This window comes from Mesorhizobium sp. B2-5-4 (genome assembly GCF_006441095.1).
Classification (GTDB): domain Bacteria; phylum Pseudomonadota; class Alphaproteobacteria; order Rhizobiales; family Rhizobiaceae; genus Mesorhizobium; species Mesorhizobium salmacidum.
The window spans coordinates 91901-106315 of record NZ_VFUR01000004.1; the positions used below are offsets into that span (position 1 = coordinate 91901).

Here is a 14415-nt window from a genome sequence, read left to right on the forward strand (position 1 = left end):
CAGCATCCCCTGCCTTGAAACAGTTAAGCGTGGATCGTGGGAAAACTCAGCGTCAGACCGCTTCGTTGGTGTAGCGCTCCCAGCCTTTTGGGCCGAGATGCTCCTGCGGCATGAAGCGCATCTTATAATTCATCTTGCGCGAACCATTGACCCAGTAGCCAAGGTAGACATGGGGCAGTCCCATCGCCTTGGCACGGGCGATGTGGTCGAGGATCATGAACGTGCCGAGCGAGCGGCTTTCGAAATCGGGATTGAAATAGGAATAGACCATCGACAGGCCGTCGGCCATCTTGTCGGTGAGCGCCACCGCGATGAGTTCACCCTGACCCTTGCCGGTGATGAAAGTATCGGGTCCGCGCCGCCGGTATTCGATCACCTTGGTGTCGACATGGGTATCCTCGACCATCATGGCGTAGTCGAGCACCGTCATGTCGGACATGCCGCCGCGGCGATGGCGGGCATCGAGATAGCCGCGGAACAGCGAATATTGTTCGGTCGAGGGCTCGGCATTGTGCATGGCGCCGACGAGGTCGGAATTGTGCTGCAGCACGCGCTTCATGTTGCGGCTGGCGGTAAACTCCTGGGCCAGGATACGCACGGATACACAGGCACGGCAGGTCTCGCAGGCTGGCCTGTAGGCGATGTTCTGCGAGCGCCGGAAGCCGCCTTGCGTGAGCAGGTCGTTCATCTCCGAGGCCTTGTCGCCGACCAGATGCGTGAACACCTTGCGCTCGAACTGGCCCTCGAGGTAGGGGCACGGCGACGGCGCGGTCAGGAAAAACTGCGGCGACTGGGTCGGATGCTGCGTCATCGAGCCTTGGAAACACTCCTTCGAATCGCTCTACCTTTGGCTCCGGCGGCGAAAAATTCAATAGGATAGTGAAGGTGCGGTTGACTGAACACCTTCACATTTGCGCTCAAGGGGCTGCGATTTCTCTTGAGGGTCGGTTTTAGCGGCCAGTGCGGCTGACGGCCGTGCCGAGCAAAAGATCGTGCAGCGTGCGCTTGCGGTCGGAGAACAGGGTCACCAGCAGGACCAGCGGCGACAGGATGACGTTGCCGGCCCAGAACAGCACGGAATGGACGACCGCCGTGAGGCCGTCGATCGGCCTGCCGTCGAGACGGTCGAGGCGGATGCCCATCATCTTCATGCCCGTAGTAGCCTGGTCGGCGCTGCCAAGTGTGTTCCAGATGTAGAGGATGGCGACTGCCGGCACCAGGACGCCAAATAGCATCCAACCAAGACCGAGGGTCAAAAGCCCGAGGAAGAACACCAGGATGGCGAACGGAATGGTGAGCAGGGCGACGATGATATAGTCGAGCACGAAGGCCAGGATGCGCCTCGTGCGCACGCCTTCATAAGCCCTGACATCGTCAAGCCGGGTGTTGATGATTTCGCCATCGAGAACGCGAGCGTCCATGTCATTTCCTCGTAACAGGGGCCTGCTTAGCCTGGGCCCACCTCATCAGAAATGGTGAAGGCTGGTGGTGGAATCAAGATCGGACCGTTTCGCCGCGCACCGGGCAGGGTAGAACGGGCTGACGGTCTGAACCGGTTGAATTTGCAGCGTGGATGGCGTTAGCTTGCTGCGGCGCAACAAGACGCCGAGGGGACGGGGTGATATGGACTACGACATGCTGGTCATCGGCAGCGGCCCTTCGGGCCGCCGCGCGGCGGTGCAATCGGCCAAACTCGGCAAATCGGTGCTGGTGGTCGACCGGGGCCGGCGTCTTGGTGGCGTCTCTGTGCACACCGGCACCATCCCATCGAAAACGCTGCGCGAAACTGTGCTCAACCTCTCGGGCTGGCGCGAGCGCGGCTTCTATGGACGCGGCTATCGGGTCAAGCAGGATATCTCGGTCGGCGACCTGATCGAGCGCCTGCACAAGACGCTCGACCACGAGGTGGAGGTGCTGCAACACCAGTTCATGCGAAACACGGTCAAAAGTGCGCGCGCGGCGGTGAAATTTCTCGGCCACAACAAGGTCAGTCTGACATCTGACAATGGCGATTACAGCGAAGTCGGCTTCGCCAACGCGCTGATCGCCGTCGGCACCCGGCCGCATCGGCCGCGCGACGTGCCCTTCGACAAGACCCGTGTCTTCGACAGCGACGAGATGCTTGAACTCGACCGGCTACCGCGCACGCTGACGGTGATCGGTGCCGGCGTCATCGGCGTCGAATACGCCACGATCTTTTCCGCGCTCGACGTACCGGTGACGCTGGTCGAGCCGCGCAACTCCATCCTCGATTTCGTCGACCGGGAGATCGTCGACGATTTCATCCACCAGATGCGCGACCGCGGCATGACGATAAGATTGGGCAGCGCGGTCAAGGAAATCCGCTCCAAGCCGGAAGCCGCCGAAGTGGAACTGGCCGATGGCCGAACCATCCGCTCCGAGGTCGTGCTCTACGCCGCCGGCCGCACCGGCAATGTCGGCAGCCTCGGCCTCGACGTGGTCGGCATCGAAGCCGACTCCAGGGGCCGTATCAAGGTCGATCCGCAGACCTTCCAGACCAGCGTGCCCAATATCTACGCCGCCGGCGACGTCATCGGCTTTCCGAGCCTCGCCTCCACCTCGATGGAGCAGGGCAGGGTGGCCGCCTGCCATGCCTTTGGCGTGACCCTGCCGGCGCCGCCGGAAACCTTTCCCTACGGCATCTACGCGGTGCCGGAGATATCGACGGTCGGCCAGTCCGAGGAGCAGGTACGCCAAAGCGGCGGCGCCTATGAGGTTGGCGTCGCGCGCTTCCGCGAGACGTCGCGCGGCCACATCATGGGCGTCGACACCGGCTTCCTGAAGTTGTTGTTCTCGATCGAGTCGCGGCGCCTGCTCGGCGCGCACATCGTCGGTGAGGGCGCCACCGAACTCATTCATATCGGCCAGGCGGTGATCAATCTCGGCGGCACGGTCGACTTCTTCGTCAACAACACCTTCAACTACCCGACGCTCGCGGAAGCCTACAAGATCGCCGGCCTCGACGCCTGGAACAGGATGGGAAGAGGGTAGATCAGCCTTCCAACCCCGACAGCAGCGCCAGCATCACGTCGGCGGAGGGCATCGGCAGCACCGCCTCGATTTCAGCGGGGCGCACGCCGGCTATCGCGCCGACGTCACCCGCCACGGTGCCGAGCGGCCCGCGGAATCCGTGCTTTGACCAGGCAAGCTCCTGCAGCTTGGGGCTGGTCAGCGCCTCCAGCAGCCTGTCAACCGAGGGATCGACGACGATCAGCGGATGCGCCGAATAGACGGTTGGCCTGGGGTAGAGAATCTCGGGCTTGGCGCCCATGCCGGCCTGCACCCTTTGCCAGCGCGCGGGATCGGCGAGCGCCCATTCCACCAGTTGGTTCTCATAACCCACCACCATCGGCTCGGCGCCGAGACCGCCGGCGATGTACTGGTCGAACAGCTTTCCCGACGAGGACGACTTCAGCCCCATGCCGCGGAAGATCGCCTTGGCCTGGTCGCCGTGCTGGGCAAGCAGTTCCTGGGTCGCCACGTCGCCGCTCATCAGGCTGAGCACCAGGCCGGCGAACATGAAACCGGAGTTGGAGCGGTTGGGATCGGTGGAGACGATACGGGCGCGGCCATAAAGCTCGTCAATGCCGAGATCGGCCCAGTTCTTGCCGGCCAGGACGGCATCGAGCAAGGCCTTGAGATCGAGCTGGTTGTAGCCGCCCTTGGCGGCGACCGTGACTAGCCCGCTCTTCTTCAGCCCTTCGACCACCGGTCCCCAGGTGTAGACGACGATCGGCGAGTTGAGCACCACCTGGTCGTTGCGGATCGAGACGCCGTTCTTGCGCGCGAGATCGACCATGATCGAGGAAGAGGGCCACAGGAATTGCGGTTTTTGGGTGAGCAATGCCGGCTCGCGCACCATCTCAACCGAACCGGCGACACGCGCATCGAGTTCCAGCCCGTAGCCGCCAAGCGCATGCACGACGTCCAGATCGGCCAGGAATGCCTGCTTCTCGCCGCCGATGAAGCCGAACAGATGCGCTTTGTTGCCAAGATAGCCACGAAACTCGGGACGATCCTTCAGCGTCAAATAGCCGCCGGTGCCGGCAGCGGCGACACCCAGCAGACCCAGTCCGAAAGCGCGGCGCGAAATGGCCATCAGCGTCCGATATCCTCGTTCAGCGACTCCTGAATGAGTCGCAGGTCGACGTCGAGCGTGCCGAGTTCGCTATCGGCCAGGCTGTCGGCATAATGCACAAACGCGTCCTGCAGCTTGGTGATGACGGCGCCGACATTGGCGAGCCGGACCTGGCTGGGTGCACGCCGGTTCGCCAGCGTCGCGTAACCTTCCGCCACTTCCGCCGCCTGCGGCACGTAGTAGGTGAGGAAACGCCGCACCGAGGGCGCGGTTTCCGGCTTCGTCTCGACTTTGGAAATCACGTCGGCGGCGATGTCGGACAGGTTCTTCACCTTGGCCTTCATGTCCTTGTCGGTGATCGAACCGGCCGCTGCCGACAGCCGGTCCGCGGCTGGCTGCGCTTGCGCCAGAAGTTCGCGGGCGAAGGCCACTTTGCTGCCGCTGAGCGTGCTGAGGTCGAGCCCTTCGAAAAGCTGTCGCGGCGCCAGGACAAACACCAGCCCGGCAAAGACGAGGGCAGCGATGATCGCCGACACCAGAAACGGGAACTGGGTCAGAACACCCAAGCCGACAAGAAGCGCCGCCGAGATCACGCCCGCCGCGATCCAGTTCCAGTCATTGCCGAACAAGCCGCGCATCCCGGCAGGCTCTAATTGTAGCCGCGGGCGGCGCGGAAGGCGCCGGCCAGATCGCCGCTGCCGTCGAAGACCCGTGCCGACGTCGCCTTGGCGAGACTGTCGAGCTGGCTCTTGTCGGCGTCGCCGAAGGTGACGCCGAAGACCGGCACGCGCACGGGGGCGTTGCGCCAGCGTGCGAGAAACAGGTCCGCGCCGCCATCGGTGCGGCCGTCGGTCATGATGACGATGGCCGGGAGGTATTTCGAAAGGTCCGCCGTGGCAACGATCTTCCGCAGGGCCTGGTCGGCACAGGCATACATATCGGTGCCGCCGCCGGCGCGTTGCTGGGCAACGTCCGTCAGCAGCTCGCTCTGGCCCGCCGCATCGCCCTTCGCCTCGAATGTGTCGCGCACGACGGCGTCGAAAGGCAGCACGAAGATGCGGTCGGACGGCGTCCATTGCACCAGCACCTCGCTTGCCTTTTCCGGCGTGAACAGGAATTGCGCGGCCGCCTGCAACTGTTTCTCGCCCTGGTCTTCCATCGAGCCGGAGAAGTCGAAGCACAGCGCCGTCAGCGAAGGCTTGCGCAAGGCCTCCTGATAGAGGTCGAGCGCCTTGCGGATCACCGCCGGCTCCGGCATGCGGATCGATGTCACCAGCTTGCCGGGATCAAAATTCCAATCCGGCTCGGCGGTGGCCGGGATGGCCGCGCCGCCGAGCGGCAGCCGCCGGCCGGTATCGGCGATGCGTTTGCGCGCCGCGTCCGACTGCAGATAGGCGAGGAGGTCGGTGAAGAATTTTTCGACATCGGCTCCGCGTCCATGATCGATGAAGCCGAGCGGCGAGTCGCCGACAGCGACGCCGTCGGCCGGATAGACGGCGTATAGCGGCTCGTTGCCCATCTGCTTGAGCTTGTCGTTGGTCTCCTTCAGCGTCGCCTCGTAGTTCCACATCGCGTCATAGACGGTGCCCTTGCCGGCGCTGTCGACGTAGAGATCGGCGAGCCAGCCCGACGAACCGGACGAGCGCTCGACGCCTTGCAGCAAGGCACTTACCGTATCGTGCACGGCGGGATTGTCGAGGTCGCCCGGCTCGATCACCTGCTTGCCGCCGAGCGCGCTGGACAGCATGGCGAGATAGGCGCTGGCGCCCGAATTGGACTGCGTCGCCGACGTCATCAGGAATTTCAGCTTGCCGTCCTTCACCGCGGCCAGGATGTCCTTCATGAACACCGGCTTGCCGACCCAGCCGAGTTCGGTGGCCTTGGATTTGCGCACGCCCAGAATGACCGGCATCTGCGCGATCGACGTCAGGTTGCGCACCTTGCGGCCGCTGTCGAACAGGTCGACCCAGACGCTGGAGGCCGGCCAAACCGCGTCCTGGTCGAGGCCGCCAGGCTTTTGCAGTCCGAGCCCGATGTCGAGCGAGCCTTGATAGGAAATGGTGCAGGTCGCGCCTTGCTTGGCGCAGAATTCCTGGACGATCGGCTCCAGCACCGTATTCTCGGAGCCGGAGACGATCGAGAATTTGACTTGGCTGGAATTGCAGGCCGTCAAAAACACCGCGAAGGCGAGCAGCAGAACGGACGTCAGCGTCTTCGGCATGGCGGTTCCGATCAGGACTGGGTCAGTGCTTTCTTCAAGTCGATCGTCATCTGGTCCATCTGTTTTTCGGCTTCGGCCCGCTTCTGGCGGCCCTCCTGCTGGACTTTCAGAACGCCTTGTACCGTGTCGATGAGATCGCGATTGGCCTGCGCCAGCGTCTCGACGTCAACGATGCCGCGCTGCGCCTGTTCCTCGACCGAAATCGCCTGGTCCTTCATCATTTTCGACGTCTGGCGGATCATCTCGTTGGTTGCGTCGGTCACCGTGTTTTGCAGCTCGAGCGCCGACTTCTGGTTGGTCAGCCCAAGCAGGATCACCATCTTCTGCTTCCATGCCGGCACGGTCAGCGCCGAGGTCGCTTGCAAATTCTCGATCAGCGTCTCGTCGCCCGACTGGACGATGCGAATCTGCGGCAATTGCTGGATGCCGAGCTGGCGCGCCTGCACCAGGTAGAAGATGCGCTTTTCCAGGCGGTCGAGCGCCTGCACGGCGTCCTGATAGGTTTGCGCCTCCAGCGTGCCTCCAGTGTCGCCGCTAGCGGCATCCGCCGCGGCCTTCAACTTCGGCAACTCGTTGCCGCGGTAGTCATCGACGAATTTCTTGCCGGCCTGCACATAGGCATCGAGCTTGAGGATGGAGCCCTTTGTCTGCTCATGGAGCTCGTCGAGCACGGCAATGTCGCGCCGCAGCGTGTCCTTGTGACGGTCGAGTTCGAGGCCGATGCGATCGATCTGTCCCGCCACGTCCTCGTACTTCTCCTTGAAGCGCTCGAGCCGCTCCTTGAACGAGGAGAACAGGCCGCTGAGGAAACCCTGGTCCTTGAGCGAGGCCGGATCGAGATTCTTGGCCTTCATGATGATGTCGGTCAGGAGGTCGCCGGTATCGCCGAGGTCTCGGTTGCGCAACTGGGACAATATCTTGTCGGCATAGTCGCTGACTGCCTGCTGGGCACGGTCGCCATAGACAGAAATGCCGGCACGGTCTCTGACGTCGATCGTGCTTTCGATTCTGGCGATGTCGGACGGATTGGCTACGATTGCCGGCAATGTCGAAGTGTCGTCGAGCAAAGTGATGCTGTTCTTGTCGGCCATGCAGACCTCCCCTCAGTGAACAGTATCTCGATAGGCAATCTGTAACAGTGATATGTCGCCGCTGTGGACAATGGAAGCTGGAGGCAGCCCAAGGCCGTAGATAAACGCTATTCTTCAACTTGTGCGTCCGATGGACCCTTCCTGCGCAGCCGCCACCGATTCCGCCAGCCATCGGCCGACGATCGCGGCGTCCGGGTTGCCGATTTCGTGGCCCGATGGAACAATCCGGGCGTCGATTTCCGTGCCGTGCCGGCTGAGCAGCGTCACCAGCGCCGGCGCGAAAGGCCCGTAGGTCTCGTCGGCGGCTCCGGCAATGATCAATGTCCGTGTTCCCGCAAGGTCCGTCGCCGGGACCTTGTCGAGCACAGGCATTGGCCTCAGCAGCGCGGCGCTCCGGACCATGCCGGGATGGAGCAGCATCAGGCTTGAAACCAGATTGGCGCCGTTCGAATAGCCAAGGAATGTCGCGTGATCGAGATCAAGCCCGTGGCGCGCGGCGGCTTCTCTTGCGAATGCCGCGAACGTGGCGGTTTCGACACGGATGCTTTCCTGGTCGAAGCGCGTCGGCGAGATTCGCTCGAACCAGCGAAAACCGTCCTCCTGGGGGATACGGCCACGCACCGCGACCAGTGCGGCATCTGGTGCCATGCGTCTCGCCAGCGCCACCATGCTTGTCTCGTCGACACCCGATCCATGCAGCAGGAACAGGCATTCACGGCCGCCTCCGCCGGCGCCGAGGAGACGATAGGGAAAGGCCAGGTCCAGCATCGGCGGACCATTTTCGACACTGGCGCCAATCATATCGCATCCCGTTGATTATATGAGGTTTCGCTCAATTTGCCGGCTTCAAAACGCAATATTTTCATGCTCCGCGAAAGTTGATTGAACCAGGCGCATTCCAGCCCGTTTCTGCGCCGATATACTCCCTGTGGGAGGAATCGAAGCGGTGCGTCGGGGGTCGCATTGCTGGACATGAACAACCAGCTTTGAGGCCTTTTGTCGATGACCACCCCTATTTCGCCAGATCGCGATTCGCGTATCCCAGATCGCGAGTTGCGTATCCCAGATCGCAATTCGCGTATCTTGGAACGCGACACGCGTATCGATGTACTGCGCGCGCTGGCCCTGCTCACGATCTTCATCGACCATGTGCCGGGCACGGCTTTCGAGGCCCTGACCTACAAGAATTTCGGTTTTTCTGATGCGGCCGAAGCGTTCGTGCTGATTTCCGGCATCTCGGTCGCGCTCGCCTACGGCACGAAATTCCGGCCGGGAGGCCGGCTTCTGGCGACCTTGAAGATGTGGCGGCGGGCGGGCGTGCTCTACGTCGCCCATATCGTCACGACGATGGTGGTGATGGCCCTGTTCTGCGCCGTGGCGGTGTTTGCCAAGCGGCCGGAACTGCTGAAGCTCATCAATATCGAGCCGCTGATGAAGGACACGCCGCAAGTGCTGGTCGGCATCGTCACGCTTGGCCACCAGCTCGGCTACAACAACATCCTGCCGGTCTATGCCGCGCTGCTTTTGATGGCGCCGGCCTTCGTGCTGTTTGTCAGCTACAGGCCCGTCGCGGCCCTTCTCCTGTCCGGCATGCTGTGGCTCGTTGCTGGAATCTGGCAGATCGCGCCGCCCAATTATCCCGAGCCCGGTTTCTGGTTCCTCAATCCGCTGTCCTGGCAGTTCCTGTTCAACATCGGCCTTGCCGCCATGCTGCATGTCAGGCGCGGTGGTGTCATTCCGGTCAACCGCTGGCTGATCGGCGCGGCCGCCGCCTATGTGCTGGCGGCGCTGGTGTGGGTGCATAGCCCGCTCTGGGGACATATAACGTGGTTCAACCTGCCGGTGGTGATCGGCGGCTTCGACAAGACCTTCCTGTCGTTGCCGCGGCTGTTGCACATCCTGGCGGTCAGCTACCTCGTCGTCGCCCTGCCGACGCTGTCAAACCTGTTCCGCACCAGCCCCGACCATCCGCTGGCGATACTGGGCAAACGATCGCTGCCGGTCTTCATCGCCGGCACGCTGATCGCCATGGTCGCGCAGGTGATGAAGGTGATCAATCCGGGCGGGTTCGTCTATGACGGCCTGCTGATATCGGCCGGCATTGCCATGCAGTTCGCGCTCGCCTTCTATCTCGAATGGCTGTCGGCCATCGGCGGTTCGGGCAAGGCCCGCACGGCCCAAAAGGATCCCGCGCCGGTTCGTGCGCCTTTGGGCCTCTCTGCCATGGCAAGAGCCAATCGGTAGTCGTTTCGGGCGTGCGGCTCAACCGCGGGGCGGACCCGACGAGCCCCGCACGATCAGTTCGACCGGCAGTTGCTGCCGGCTGACCGGCGCGTCGCTCTCCAGGATCGCCCTGACGGCGAGGCGGCCCATCTCGGCAATCGGCTGGGCGATCGTGGTCAATGGCGGCTCGGACACCGCTGCTTCCGGAACACCGTCGAACCCGACGACGGAAACATCGTCAGGCACGTTGAGCCCGCGTGCGCTCAGCCATTCGAGCGCCACCAGGGCTATTCGGTCCGACATGGCCAGGATGGCGGTGGGCGGTGCGTCGGAGGCGAAGATGGTTTCGAGCCCTGCCTTCGTGCTCGCCACGTCGTTGGCGGTCTCGTAGACGGGTACTTTGGATGTATCGACGCCAACCCGCGAAAGTTCCCGGAGATAGCCGGTGAGGCGGTCGCGCGTCCCTGCATAGGTTGCCGCCCGGACCTGTTCGGCCGAAACAAGGCCTGTCCTGTTGTCGGCGAAGGGCAGGGCCAGAACGGCGAAGCGGCGATGTCCGAGATCGGTGAGATGGCGGGCCGCCATGCCGGCGCCGGCGATGTTGTCGACACCGATCGCGGCGACCGATCCGTCCTCGGAATCGAGGTCGAGCGCGACGAAGGGAAGCTTGCGCTCGCGTGCCAACTCCACCAGGCGCGAGCCGCCTTCGATGCAAAAGACGATGAAGCCGTCGACCAGCGCGCTCTGGATGTTCCAGGCAAGCTGCTCGTTGTTGGCGGCCGAGACCAGGGAAATGCCGGCTCCGGTCGCATCGCAAGCTTGCGAGATGCCCGCCATCATGACGCGCGCAAACGGATCGTCGAAGAAATAGGAGAGGGGCTCGGCGGTGGCCACGCCAATGGCGTTGACCTTTCCGGCCCGCAGCAGCCTCCCCTTTGGATCGGGCCCGCCATAACCCATTGCCTCGGCTGCCGCGCGAACCCGGTCGCGAACTTCCTCGCGCACGATCTCGGGGCGGCTGAATACATTGGACGCGGTGCCGTGCGAAACACCGGCGGCCTTTGCGATATCGGCCAGTCGGACGGGTCGTCGATTGCCTGCGGTGAGTGACGCCATTTGCGCGTGCCTCCTGACATGCATTTAGCACGTTCCTGGGCCGCATCTAGCACTTTCGTTGGATCGATTCAAATTTTGCTTGACCCACGCCGGTGCCAGTCCTACGTTTGAATCGATCCAAGTGGCAGCTTGTTCTGCTGAACCGGCAAAGGGAGGAGCGCCATGCATCCCGTCAACTACCTGTTCGCCGACATCTATCGCAACGACTGGAATATCGGGTCAGCCACCAGCAAGGCCAGGCATCGTGGTGAGGCGGGCCCATGGATTCGCGATCTGCGCTTCTTGGTGGCGCGCAAGCGGAGCTGATCAACCGGCTCTTTTCGCGCCCAATGATTGGATCGATTCAAAGACAAGGAGGATGAGTCATGCATCCCATCAAGCATCTGTTCGAAGATATCTACCGCAACTACTGGGGCATCGCACCGGCCATCGAACGACCGGGGGCGCGACGCCGGGTGAAACCCGCTGTTGAGGGCCGTGCTCCTTGGATCCGCCCGGAACGTCGCCGGGATTGACCTCAAGCAATCATCTCAGGGTCGTGGGTGCGCTACGGCCGAAATCGCTATCGCAAGCCAGCCTGCAATGAGCAGGGTGCCGCCGATCGGCGCCGACATCGGAAACAGCCTTGAGCCCCAGAAATCGCGGGCGAGAAGATCACCCGCGAAGAGCAGCAGCCCGGCGAGCAGAACGAGGCTTGCGGTGCGCAGCCAGCGGTTTGCTCCGACAAGGCCAATGGCGAGAAAGACCGGCGCATGCATCAGGAGGAATGACGCGGCCGTGCCGGTGAAGGCGCCGCCGCGATGCGCGGCAGCTGCCGAAAGCGCCACCCCCGCCGCGCCGACGAGACCGCCGGCAAGCACGAGGAGCCGGCTGCCGTTTGGATTGGCGAGGTTCATGGTCGGCGTGCTCCTTCTTTTGCAGGCCAGGCAAGCTCAGGGCTTGCCCGCTTCCAGCGCCATATGCCGCGTCCGCCGCGACTGGACGATCCAGTTGTAGGCGGCACCGAGCGCCATCAGCACCGACGTGCCGAGAAACACCGCCGGCATTCCGAAATGGCCGCCGACGAAACCGCCGGCCAGCGGCCCCGCGACCTGCCCGACATACTGTGCCGAGATCGCAAGGCCAAGCACGTTGCCGCCGACGCCGTCGGGGATGTTGTGCCTGATGACACTGGTGATGCAGGGCAGGAGGCCGCCCAGCGCCAGGCCCATCAGGAAACGCAGGCCGATAAGCTGCCAGCTGTTGGTGACAAAAGCCTGCGGGATGAGCAACAGCGCCGAGACAGCCAGCGCTCCCACGACAACGTTCCAGTGCCCGATCCGGTCTGCGAGCTTGCCGAGCCAGGACGCCGACAAGATGGTGCCGAGGGCGGCCGCCGACATTACCACGCCGGCGACGAGCGTCACCCGGTTCTGGTCCTCGATGAGCTGCTGCACATAGACGGTGATGATCGGCTCGATCGACATCGTGGCGAAGGCGAGCAGCATGCCGGTGGTCAGCATGGCCACGACGGGGCGCTTGTCCGGGATCTGCGACCAGCCGCTTTTCGGTTTTGTCGCCGACGCGGCTTTGGCAGCCCTCGGGCTCGGGCGCGGACTCTCCTTGATGAGGAAGGTCGTCGCCAGGAAGGCGAGGAAGATCACCCCGCCCGACAAGAGGAAGGTGGCGCGAATCCCGATCACCGGCGGCAGCACGCCGCCGAGCAGCGGGCCGACCAGCGAGCCCGCCGTGATGCCCGCCGACAGGACGCCAAGCGCCCAGCCGGAGCGCTCCTTCGGCGTCTGCATGGCCACCAATATGGTTGAACCCGAGGAATAGCCGCCGGCGAAGCCGATCAGCAGGCGCAGCAGCACCAACTGCCAGACCGTCTCGACCATGCCCGTCAGCGACATGCAGATCGCCATGCCGAAGGAGGCGCGCACCAGCATCACCTTGCGGCCGTAGCGGTCGCCCAGGCGTCCCCACAACGGCGCGACCATCGCCGCGGCGAAGAAGGTGGCGCCATAGGCGATGCCGGACCATTGTACGATGGCGGCATGACCCTGTGCGCCGAGCTGTTCGACGTAGAGCGGCAAGAAGGGCAGGAGCAGGGTCATGGCGATGAGCGTGCTGAACGACCCCGCGAAACAGACGGCGAGATTGCGCCGCCAATGGATGTTGTAGCCGCTTTGCCACGTGTCTTCCTGCGTCATGTCCTGCCTGCCCGGTATCAGTGCTTGTTGCGGATACCATTTTGGGATACCAATCTGGTATCCGTCATGAACTTCAAGCCGGTCGCTGTCAATGCGGCTTCGGAAAGGGTGCGCGATGTCGCAGATGCAGAATGTCGAACGGCAGCTTCGCGAGATGATCCTGGCGCTCGAGATCGGGCCGGGAGAGCGGCTGACCGAACGCTGGATCGAAGGCCGTTTCGGCGCCTCGCGCACGCCGGTCAGGGCGGCACTTCTGCGGCTGGAGACCGAGGGGCTGGTCGGCAGGGACGGGCGCGGCTGGACGGTCTCGCCAATCAACCTGGCCGAGCTCGAGCAGATTGCGGTCTATCGCGAGGCGGTCGAGGTCGCGGCGCTGCGGCTGACATGCGGGCAAGCGGACAAGAGCGCCATCGATGTCATCGAGGCGATGCTCGATTCCTGCGACGAAAACACCCCGCGCGAGGAATGGCATCGTGTCGGCATGGATTTTCACATCGAACTGGCGCGGCTCTCCGGCAACGAATTCCTGTTCCGGGCGGTTCGGGACGCCATGACGCGCCTGTCGCGCGCCCGCTGGCTGGAAGTGCGTGACGAAACGGCCCTTGGCCGTGCCTGGCTCGAGCATCGCGCCATCCTAGCCGCTACACGCCTTGCTCAGGCCGATGAAGCCGCGCGGCTCCTGTCGGCCCACATCGTCGGCAGCCGCGACCGGCTGGTGACGTCGCTTGCCAACGACCGACGAGGCCTTCGCGCGAGGGGATTTGCCGTCGTCGCCGCTTAGTACGGCCTATGCGCGGCAGCCCGCTCGCCGGAAAACAGGCGGCATCCGACGCGAAGCGCACTTTCAGCCTCGCTTCATGCAAGCCGATGGCGTAAGAGCGGCGATGGAAAACAATCGCTTTGAAACACCCGTGACCGTCAAATCCGTCACGGCGGGAAGCACTCAGCTCTTGCATTCGGCAAGGGAGGCTTCCGATTACCTCCTCAACAGTTGGCCGGGCAAGCGCAGCGCCAAGCATCGTGCGGCGCTGCAGGCCTGCCACGACGCACTCGCCGGCGACAAGCCGGCGATGAATGCCCGACGCGCTTTCATCGCCGCGGCGCGGGAGGTGGATGTTTTCATCAGCGACAAGGCGCCAGCCTGACATAGACTGATACCGACAATTCGGATTGAGGCACGGCCCGCATTCGCGGGCCGCATGCCGTTATTCCTCGGTTTCGTTCTCCGTCTCGGTCTCAGGCTTCGAACGCTCGCGCGCGGCAACCTTGGCCGCCAGTTTTTCAGCCTTCTTGGCCGCCTTCTGGCGGTCGCGCTCCTTGCGTTCCTGATCGTAGTTTGGTGCTCGCGCCATATCGGCTCCTTTTGTCACTGCCTTGCGGCCCTGCACCTGCCTAGGAGCATTAGCCGTCAAACACAACAGCCGAAGCGACAATGCGTGGACGCTGGTGTCGAAGAGATGCGGGGCTTGCCAG

General features: G+C 63.5%; 17 protein-coding genes. 6 read left to right on the forward strand and 11 right to left on the reverse strand.

Going from position 1 to position 14415, the window contains the following annotated elements; all coding sequences use genetic code 11:
* Positions 1–52: 52 nt before the first annotated feature.
* Together FJ492_RS06520 and FJ492_RS06525 are read right to left on the reverse strand one after the other, a co-directional pair.
* Positions 53–811, reverse strand: coding sequence for an arginyltransferase (locus FJ492_RS06520; RefSeq protein WP_140506563.1), 759 nt, complete (start codon positions 809–811; stop codon positions 53–55).
* A gap of 139 nt (positions 812–950) precedes the next feature.
* On the reverse strand, positions 951–1421 hold the full coding sequence (locus FJ492_RS06525; RefSeq protein WP_140715243.1) for an RDD family protein: 471 nt from the start codon (positions 1419–1421) through the stop codon (positions 951–953).
* A 202-nt stretch (positions 1422–1623) separates the two neighbouring features.
* Here FJ492_RS06525 and sthA point away from each other — a divergent pair, with 202 nt between their 5' ends.
* Positions 1624–3012: a Si-specific NAD(P)(+) transhydrogenase gene (gene sthA / locus FJ492_RS06530; protein ID WP_140769099.1), complete on the forward strand. Its 1389-nt coding sequence runs from the start codon at positions 1624–1626 to the stop codon at positions 3010–3012.
* A gap of 1 nt (position 3013) precedes the next feature.
* Here the strand turns inward: sthA and FJ492_RS06535 are convergent, their stop codons facing one another.
* From FJ492_RS06535 to FJ492_RS06555, 5 genes are all read right to left on the reverse strand, one after another.
* Positions 3014–4120 carry a hypothetical protein gene (locus FJ492_RS06535; protein WP_140506558.1) on the reverse strand — a complete coding sequence of 369 codons (1107 nt, stop codon included), beginning with the start codon at positions 4118–4120 and terminating at the stop codon, positions 3014–3016.
* Entirely contained in the window at positions 4120–4737 is a 618-nt protein-coding gene (locus FJ492_RS06540; protein WP_140506556.1) for a 5-bromo-4-chloroindolyl phosphate hydrolysis family protein, read from the reverse strand. Before FJ492_RS06540 ends, FJ492_RS06535 begins: the two co-directional genes overlap by 1 nt.
* An 11-nt stretch (positions 4738–4748) precedes the next feature.
* On the reverse strand, positions 4749–6320 hold the full coding sequence (locus tag FJ492_RS06545; protein WP_140769101.1) for a substrate-binding domain-containing protein: 1572 nt from the start codon (positions 6318–6320) through the stop codon (positions 4749–4751).
* A gap of 11 nt (positions 6321–6331) precedes the next feature.
* Positions 6332–7411: a toxic anion resistance protein gene (locus tag FJ492_RS06550; protein WP_140769104.1), complete on the reverse strand. Its 1080-nt coding sequence runs from the start codon at positions 7409–7411 to the stop codon at positions 6332–6334.
* A 114-nt stretch (positions 7412–7525) separates the two neighbouring features.
* Positions 7526–8212 (reverse strand): alpha/beta hydrolase, encoded by a 687-nt coding sequence (locus tag FJ492_RS06555; RefSeq protein WP_140506550.1) that lies wholly within the window; start codon positions 8210–8212, stop codon positions 7526–7528.
* A 201-nt stretch (positions 8213–8413) separates the two neighbouring features.
* On the opposite strand from FJ492_RS06555, the gene FJ492_RS06560 reads away from it, so the two are divergent.
* Positions 8414–9655, forward strand: coding sequence for an OpgC family protein (locus tag FJ492_RS06560; RefSeq protein ID WP_140769106.1), 1242 nt, complete (start codon positions 8414–8416; stop codon positions 9653–9655).
* An 18-nt stretch (positions 9656–9673) separates the two neighbouring features.
* On the opposite strand, the gene FJ492_RS06565 is transcribed toward FJ492_RS06560, so the two are convergent.
* Entirely contained in the window at positions 9674–10750 is a 1077-nt protein-coding gene (locus tag FJ492_RS06565) for a substrate-binding domain-containing protein (protein ID WP_140769108.1), read from the reverse strand.
* Positions 10751–10912: 162 nt separating this feature from the next.
* On the opposite strand from FJ492_RS06565, the gene FJ492_RS28660 reads away from it, so the two are divergent.
* On the forward strand, positions 10913–11056 hold the full coding sequence (locus FJ492_RS28660; protein WP_181166592.1) for a hypothetical protein: 144 nt from the start codon (positions 10913–10915) through the stop codon (positions 11054–11056).
* Positions 11057–11115: 59 nt separating this feature from the next.
* On the forward strand, positions 11116–11265 hold the full coding sequence (locus FJ492_RS28665; RefSeq protein ID WP_181166593.1) for a hypothetical protein: 150 nt from the start codon (positions 11116–11118) through the stop codon (positions 11263–11265).
* A gap of 15 nt (positions 11266–11280) precedes the next feature.
* On the opposite strand, the gene FJ492_RS06570 is transcribed toward FJ492_RS28665, so the two are convergent.
* On the reverse strand, positions 11281–11646 hold the full coding sequence (locus FJ492_RS06570) for a DUF423 domain-containing protein (RefSeq protein ID WP_140769110.1): 366 nt from the start codon (positions 11644–11646) through the stop codon (positions 11281–11283).
* A gap of 36 nt (positions 11647–11682) precedes the next feature.
* The gene (locus FJ492_RS06575) at positions 11683–12942 is read right to left on the reverse strand and encodes a multidrug efflux MFS transporter (protein ID WP_140769112.1); all 1260 of its coding nucleotides are present in this window, start codon (positions 12940–12942) and stop codon (positions 11683–11685) included.
* A 115-nt stretch (positions 12943–13057) separates the two neighbouring features.
* On the opposite strand from FJ492_RS06575, the gene FJ492_RS06580 reads away from it, so the two are divergent.
* Positions 13058–13723: a GntR family transcriptional regulator gene (locus tag FJ492_RS06580; protein WP_140769114.1), complete on the forward strand. Its 666-nt coding sequence runs from the start codon at positions 13058–13060 to the stop codon at positions 13721–13723.
* A 103-nt stretch (positions 13724–13826) separates the two neighbouring features.
* A complete protein-coding gene (locus FJ492_RS06585; RefSeq protein ID WP_140769290.1) occupies positions 13827–14087 on the forward strand; it encodes a DUF982 domain-containing protein in 261 nt (86 codons plus the stop codon).
* A gap of 60 nt (positions 14088–14147) precedes the next feature.
* Here FJ492_RS06585 and FJ492_RS06590 read toward each other — a convergent pair whose 3' ends face one another.
* The gene (locus FJ492_RS06590; protein WP_140506538.1) at positions 14148–14294 is read right to left on the reverse strand and encodes a hypothetical protein; all 147 of its coding nucleotides are present in this window, start codon (positions 14292–14294) and stop codon (positions 14148–14150) included.
* Positions 14295–14415 lie beyond the last annotated feature (121 nt).

Bases quoted from the DNA above. Each gene is read 5' to 3' on its own strand.
- FJ492_RS06520 (WP_140506563.1), bottom strand. From the start codon at position 811: ATGACGCAGCATCCGACCCAGTCGCCGCAGTTTTTCCTGACCGCGCCG.
- FJ492_RS06525 (WP_140715243.1), bottom strand. From the start codon at position 1,421: ATGGACGCTCGCGTTCTCGATGGCGAAATCATCAACACCCGGCTTGAC.
- sthA (WP_140769099.1), top strand. From the start codon at position 1,624: ATGGACTACGACATGCTGGTCATCGGCAGCGGCCCTTCGGGCCGCCGC.
- FJ492_RS06535 (WP_140506558.1), bottom strand. From the start codon at position 4,120: ATGGCCATTTCGCGCCGCGCTTTCGGACTGGGTCTGCTGGGTGTCGCC.
- FJ492_RS06540 (WP_140506556.1), bottom strand. From the start codon at position 4,737: ATGCGCGGCTTGTTCGGCAATGACTGGAACTGGATCGCGGCGGGCGTG.
- FJ492_RS06545 (WP_140769101.1), bottom strand. From the start codon at position 6,320: ATGCCGAAGACGCTGACGTCCGTTCTGCTGCTCGCCTTCGCGGTGTTT.
- FJ492_RS06550 (WP_140769104.1), bottom strand. From the start codon at position 7,411: ATGGCCGACAAGAACAGCATCACTTTGCTCGACGACACTTCGACATTG.
- FJ492_RS06555 (WP_140506550.1), bottom strand. From the start codon at position 8,212: ATGATTGGCGCCAGTGTCGAAAATGGTCCGCCGATGCTGGACCTGGCC.
- FJ492_RS06560 (WP_140769106.1), top strand. From the start codon at position 8,414: ATGACCACCCCTATTTCGCCAGATCGCGATTCGCGTATCCCAGATCGC.
- FJ492_RS06565 (WP_140769108.1), bottom strand. From the start codon at position 10,750: ATGGCGTCACTCACCGCAGGCAATCGACGACCCGTCCGACTGGCCGAT.
- FJ492_RS28660 (WP_181166592.1), top strand. From the start codon at position 10,913: ATGCATCCCGTCAACTACCTGTTCGCCGACATCTATCGCAACGACTGG.
- FJ492_RS28665 (WP_181166593.1), top strand. From the start codon at position 11,116: ATGCATCCCATCAAGCATCTGTTCGAAGATATCTACCGCAACTACTGG.
- FJ492_RS06570 (WP_140769110.1), bottom strand. From the start codon at position 11,646: ATGAACCTCGCCAATCCAAACGGCAGCCGGCTCCTCGTGCTTGCCGGC.
- FJ492_RS06575 (WP_140769112.1), bottom strand. From the start codon at position 12,942: ATGACGCAGGAAGACACGTGGCAAAGCGGCTACAACATCCATTGGCGG.
- FJ492_RS06580 (WP_140769114.1), top strand. From the start codon at position 13,058: ATGTCGCAGATGCAGAATGTCGAACGGCAGCTTCGCGAGATGATCCTG.
- FJ492_RS06585 (WP_140769290.1), top strand. From the start codon at position 13,827: ATGGAAAACAATCGCTTTGAAACACCCGTGACCGTCAAATCCGTCACG.
- FJ492_RS06590 (WP_140506538.1), bottom strand. From the start codon at position 14,294: ATGGCGCGAGCACCAAACTACGATCAGGAACGCAAGGAGCGCGACCGC.